The sequence below is a fragment of the Pinirhizobacter sp. genome (assembly GCF_035317885.1).
Lineage (GTDB): Bacteria > Pseudomonadota > Gammaproteobacteria > Xanthomonadales > Rhodanobacteraceae > Pinirhizobacter.
This window is the reverse complement of the sequence record NZ_DATHFX010000302.1, coordinates 1-3,553: the sequence shown is the minus strand read 5'-3', so window position 1 is coordinate 3,553 and position 3,553 is coordinate 1. Positions and strand designations below refer to the sequence as shown.

Sequence of the window (3,553 nt, the reverse complement as noted above, 5' to 3'; positions counted from 1 at the left end):
CTGACCCACCTGGGAGCGCATAACAGCCGTCCTTTTCGTCAAGCTTGTAGTGATTGTTGAACTGCATAAACTCCTCTACGTAAGTTTGATATTCCTTGCTGTCCCTGTGCTTTTCCCAAGATGCACGCGCTTGGCTGTAGGTTGACACGGCGGGGCTAGCGGCAGCACCGGTCGCTAGAGACAAAGCCAGAATACTTACTCGAATTCGCATAGGTGCTCCCCTGTCGCCTAGCTATTGATTGTACGAACCCCTCTCGACCCGGTTATACGCTGTTACCGAGCGTTAAGGGGTCAGAGTCATCTTAAAGCGGAGCGACGCTATCGCTAACACTCATCTAAATGACTCTGACCCCTAATGAGCTGGCGGGTGCGTAGGGCCTGGGCCCAGCGAGGTGCCTGCTCGCATTCTTCGCGCATGCGTTCGATCTCCGATTTCCAGCGTCCTAGTTCTTCGCGCGAACGCGCGACCCTTAGCACCTGATGCACGAGGTCGTTGCGCCGTTCGCGGATGCGCTTCAGGCGCCGGAGCCAGCGACGGAACGCGACTACCGTGGCGTCGCGTCGGTCGTACAAACCGTGCGCCAACTCGTGCAGGATCGCCACCTGGTTGGTGAAGTTGAGCCTTCGCAAGACCGGCTCGGAAGCGATGGGACTGGTTTCGGGGAGGCAGGCGGCGATGCATGATTCCAGGCACGCCTCGATGCGTGCGGAGAGCACCATGACCTCGCCGACCACGACGTAGATTTCGTTTTCTTCCATGACTGACATCGACACTCCGGGCGGTGCGCCACCCTCGCGACGAGGGTGGCGGCGTGCCGGGTTCGAAAAACCGCGTAGCGCCAAACGGTCTGGGCATTGCCCACACCGGCACGCCGCCAAAGGCGACGCCAGGACGCCGCGACGTAAGTCGCGGCTCCCATTGACGCTACAGACGGGTTTTCGAAGCCCGGTTACCTCGTTGGAGGCAACCCTGCGATGGTGCCGGTCGCGACGCTGACAGTCGATAGTAAGCGTCGCAAAGTTCGGCAACTCTTCCTATCGCAGCTTGCTCAATCTTCCGCCATCGCACGCAGCCGCATGGCCAGCCGCGCAAGTTCGGTACGCAGGATGTCCGGCGCGAGGATCTCGAAATCAAAACCAAGCGCGGCCAGTTGCCGTGCGAACCAGCCCATGTCGCTGTCACTGGCGCTGCTACGCAACAGCACGCCGTCGGCCACGGGCTCAAACAGACCGATCGCCGGGGTGAATGCGCGCGTGGCTGTGTCCAGGTCTGCGCGCAGCAGTACTTCGATCGTGCGGCCGTATTGCAAAGTGGCGATGCTGCGCATCAGCTGGGCGAGCGGGTCGAAGCCTCGCGGACGCTGGAAGACTATCTCCAGTACCTGCACACCCACCATGCGATCGAGCCGGAATGAGCGCAGGTCACGCCTCAAGTGGCACATGCCGACGGCGTACCAGGCACCTGCGCGCCAGGCCAATCCGTAGGTATCGAAATCACGATCGGTCGTCCCGCCGCCTGGAGCGAGGTAGCCCAGGTGCACGCGCAAGCGCGACTGCGCAGCCGCGATCAGGGTCATCAATGCCGCGTTGCTCGCCGGCGTGCTCAACGTGGGCAGGTGCTCGAGCTTTATCGTGTCGGTGATGGCGCCCACGTGGCCTTTCAGGCGCTCGGGCATCACGCGCGTCAGCTTTGCATGCGCGCTTTCGAGCGCCGGCGCACCTTGAGCAAGGCCCAGGCCGCGCGCGGCCACCATGCCCACCGATAGAGCCACCGCTTCGTCATTGGTAAACATCATCGGTGGCAGCTTGAAGCCGGCCACCAGCATGTATGCGCCATGCCGGCCACGCTCGGTGGTAATGGGAATGCCCAGGTCTTCGAGCGTGGTCATGTAGCGGCGCAAGGTGCGCACATCCACGCCCACCCGCGCCGCCAGGCCCGGACCGCTCATGCGGCCGTGCGCCTGGAGCAATTCCAGGACGGCAAGTACGCGGGTGGTGGGAGCGGCCATGGCTCGATTCTAGGCTTTAATCAGGACGGAAACTGTCCTGTTTATCACCTAATGTCCTTGCGGACGGGGCGCCAGACCCCTGGGGATACGGGTCACTTCGATCCAACCAAAGGACATCCACGTGAAGCTTTCCACCGCTATCGGTTCCTGCCTCCTTGCCGCCATCACGCTACCGGCAAGCGCAGGTGAGCAGCCCACGCCAATGAGCGCGATGGACACCGTCACCCACCTCACTAATTACCAGGCCATCGAGTTTCGCCGCTATATCACCAAGGACGGCGAGCGATCGCATTTCATCGCTTACTTCGACGCCTACTTCCCGGAGGCGATGCAACAGCTCGCCGCCATCGTTTTTGGTCAATTCGCTGACCGGGGAAATCCGAACCACTTCACATGGCTGCGCGGCTTCCATGACATGAGCGCGCGGGCGGTGGTGAATGCATCGTTCTACTACGGCCCGGTGTGGCGCGAGCACCGTACCAAGGTCAATGCCATCCTGCCCGACAGCGACAACGTGATGCTGATGCGGCCGCTGCACCCAGATCAGGACGTCACGGTGCTCCCCGCGGTGGATCCGGTGCTTGAACCGAATGGTGCCGCCGGTGTGGTGGTGGCGCAGATCTTTTCGGTGAAGAAAGGCAGCGAGGACGCCTTCGCGGCGAAGGCGGAGGCGGCGTTCAAGCACTATGCGATGGACGGCGTGCATTCGGCGGGCATCCTGGTGACGCTGGACGCACCCAACAGTTTCCCCCAGCTGCCCATTCGTACCGATGGACCCTGGCTGGTCTGGCTGGGCGTGGTCCGCGACGACACGACGCTGTCGAAGCATCTGGCGCCGAAGCTCGACCAGGTGGAACGCGAACTGTCCGCCACCGGGCTGACACGGGCACCCACCGAACGCCAGGTCATGGACCCCACGCCGCGCTCGCGCCTGCGCTGGCTTGACCAGGCCCATTGAAGAGCTCGCCATGACCGACCCGAATCATCTTTGGCTGTTCGTGCCGCTGGCCTTCGGCATCATCGTATTGCCTGGCGTGGACATGGCCTTCATCGTCGGCAGCGCGATCACCGGCGGCCGCTCGCGCGGGATGATGGCGCTGGCCGGCATCGCCAGTGGCGGCGTGTGCCATGTGGTGATGACGTCGCTGGGCATCGGCGCGCTGGTGAAGGTGGTACCCGGTGCCTTCAACGCCTTGCTGATTGCCGGCGCCGCGTACATCGGATGGATCGGCATAAGCTTGCTGCGCAGCCGCCATGGGATCGCCATGCAGATGGACTCGCATGTGCGCGACGACTGGACCACGTTCCGCCAGGGGCTTGCCACCAGCCTGATAAACCCGAAGGCTTACCTGTTCATGCTGGCTGTGTTCCCGCAATTCCTGCGCCCGGAATATGGCGGCGTGTGGATTCAGGCATTGGTCCTGTGGCTGGTGATCGCCGGCAACCAATGCATCGTCTACGGCGGCATGGTGTTGCTGGCCGGGCGTGTGCGTGGCTGGCTGCAGGGGAAGCCTGGGGCCAGCGTGCTTGCGGCGCGTTGCGTT

At 62.9% G+C, this 3,553-nt stretch carries 4 protein-coding genes; 2 read left to right on the top strand and 2 right to left on the bottom strand.

Annotation, left to right across the window (positions count from 1 at the left end; all coding sequences use genetic code 11):
* Positions 1 to 324: 324 nt before the first annotated feature.
* Together VK519_RS09810 and VK519_RS09805 are read right to left on the bottom strand one after the other, a co-directional pair.
* Positions 325 to 759 (bottom strand): hypothetical protein, encoded by a 435-nt coding sequence (locus tag VK519_RS09810; protein WP_324349380.1) that lies wholly within the window; start codon positions 757 to 759, stop codon positions 325 to 327.
* Between the two features lie 290 nt (positions 760 to 1,049).
* Complete coding sequence (locus VK519_RS09805) at positions 1,050 to 2,009, bottom strand: helix-turn-helix transcriptional regulator (RefSeq protein WP_324349379.1); 960 nt, start codon at positions 2,007 to 2,009, stop codon at positions 1,050 to 1,052.
* Positions 2,010 to 2,130: 121 nt separating this feature from the next.
* Here VK519_RS09805 and VK519_RS09800 point away from each other — a divergent pair, with 121 nt between their 5' ends.
* Entirely contained in the window at positions 2,131 to 2,967 is an 837-nt protein-coding gene (locus VK519_RS09800) for an NIPSNAP family protein (protein WP_324349377.1), read from the top strand.
* Positions 2,968 to 2,977: 10 nt separating this feature from the next.
* A partial coding sequence (locus tag VK519_RS09795; RefSeq protein WP_324349376.1) for a LysE family translocator occupies positions 2,978 to 3,553 on the top strand: 576 nt, incomplete at its 3' end.